This is a genomic window from Rhodovulum sp. PH10 (assembly GCF_000293785.1).
Lineage (GTDB): Bacteria > Pseudomonadota > Alphaproteobacteria > Rhizobiales > Xanthobacteraceae > Rhodoplanes.
Window position 1 is genome coordinate 1 of the sequence record NZ_AKZI01000245.1, and the last position, 1,746, is coordinate 1,746.

Genomic DNA, 1,746 nt, shown 5'->3' on the forward strand with positions numbered 1-1,746 from the left:
TTTGCCGTCGTCGCGTCGGAGGTGAGGAAGCTCGCCGAGCGCAGCCAGACCGCGGCGGCCGAGATCGGCACGGTGTCGTCGAAGACCGTGAAGGTGGCGCAGGAGGCGGGCGAGCTGCTCACCAAGCTGGTGCCGGACATCCAGCGGACCGCCGAGCTGGTCGCCGAAATCTCCGCCGCCTGCCGCGAGCAGGACATCGGCGCCGATCAGGTGAACCAGGCGATCCAGCAGCTCGACAAGGTGATCCAGCAGAACGCCTCGGCTTCCGAGGAGATGTCGGCCACCTCCGCCGAGCTCGCCGCCCAGGCCGAGCAGCTGCAGTCGAGCATCGCCTATTTCCGCACCGACCAGGCGGGGGCGACGCCGCAGCGCCGTTCGGCGAAGGTGGGGCGTCCGCCGTCGCCGGCGATGCCGGCCGCGTCGCGCGCGGCGCCCAACGGGGCGGCCCAGCTGGTCGAGACGGTGCGCGCCGCCTATGGGCGCGGGCGCGGCTCGTCCGCCGCGAAGAGCGGCTTCACGCTCGACCTCGCCGCCGGCGGACCGGACGCCACCGATCAGCAGTTCGAACGGGCGAGCTGACCGATGCGTCGAGCAGTACGAGAACCTTGCGTCGCGCGTCGCTCCCGGGTCGAGGGCCGGGTCCGATCACGACCGTTGCGGGAAGGACATTAGCGATGCGGATCACCATCAAGCTCAAGCTCGCGATCGCCTTTGCGATCGTCATCGTCCTGTCGGCGCTCACCGCCTGGATCGGCATCGCCAATCTGGCGTCGCTCGACAAGAATCTCACGTCGCTGGTCGACGGGCCGGTGACCCGCCAGCGGCTGTCGCTCGAGCTGTCGAACACGTCGCTCTCGGTCGTGCGGGCGGAGAAGAACCTGATCACTGCGATCGGGCGCGAGGAGATCGAGCGGTTCGATGCCGAGGTGGTGAAGGAGCGCCAGGAGCTGCTCGGCGCGATCGAGAAGGCGGAGGCGACCGCGACCACCCAGGGCAAGCCGATGTGGACGGCGGCGCGGATCGCCGTCCAGCAATGGATCCCGGTGCAGGATCGCATCCGCGCAGCGATGCAGCAGGGCAACGTCTCGCAGGCGCGCGACCTGTCGAGCAACCAGGCCCGCGAGGCGGTGGTCGCCGTGCACAAGAGCCTCGGCGCCATCGAGGAGCTCAACCGCGGCCGGCTGGAGAGCGCCAAGCACGCCGCCGACGAGGAGTACGACGGCGCCCGCTCGCTGATGCTCGGCATGGTGATCGGCGCGCTGGTGATCGCCGTCGCGATTGCCGCCTGGATGGCGCTGAGCATCAGCCGCGGGCTCGCACGGGCGGGCGCGCTCGCCGAGGCGGTCGCGCTCGGCGATCTGAGCCAGAAGGTCGAGGCGTCGAGCAACGACGAGATCAAGGACTTGATCGACGCGCTCGACCGCATGACGACCAATCTGCGGACCAATGCCGAGGTCGCCGACACCATCGCCGACGGCGATCTCACCGTGAAGGTGCAGCGCTTCTCCGAGAAGGACATGCTCGGCATGGCGCTCGAGCGGATGGTGACGCGGCTGCGGCAGGTGGTGTCGGAATCGCTCGGCGCCGCCGACAACGTCTCGTGCGGCAGCCAGCAGCTGTCGTCGGCCGCCGAGCAGCTCTCGGCCGGCGCGACCGAGCAGGCCGCCTCCGCCGAGGAGGCCTCCTCGTCGATGGAAGAGATGGCGGCCAACATCAAGCAGAACGCCGACAACGCCTCGCAGACCG

Annotated in this window: 1 protein-coding gene and 1 pseudogene; both read left to right on the forward strand. The window is 69.9% G+C overall.

Going from position 1 to position 1,746, the window contains the following annotated elements; genetic code table 11:
- Positions 1-579: pseudogene (locus A33M_RS21820) on the forward strand (methyl-accepting chemotaxis protein); the annotation flags it as partial.
- 95 nt (positions 580-674) lie between these two features.
- The coding region (locus tag A33M_RS21825) for a HAMP domain-containing protein (RefSeq protein ID WP_040622704.1) at positions 675-1,746 on the forward strand (1,072 nt) is incomplete at its 3' end.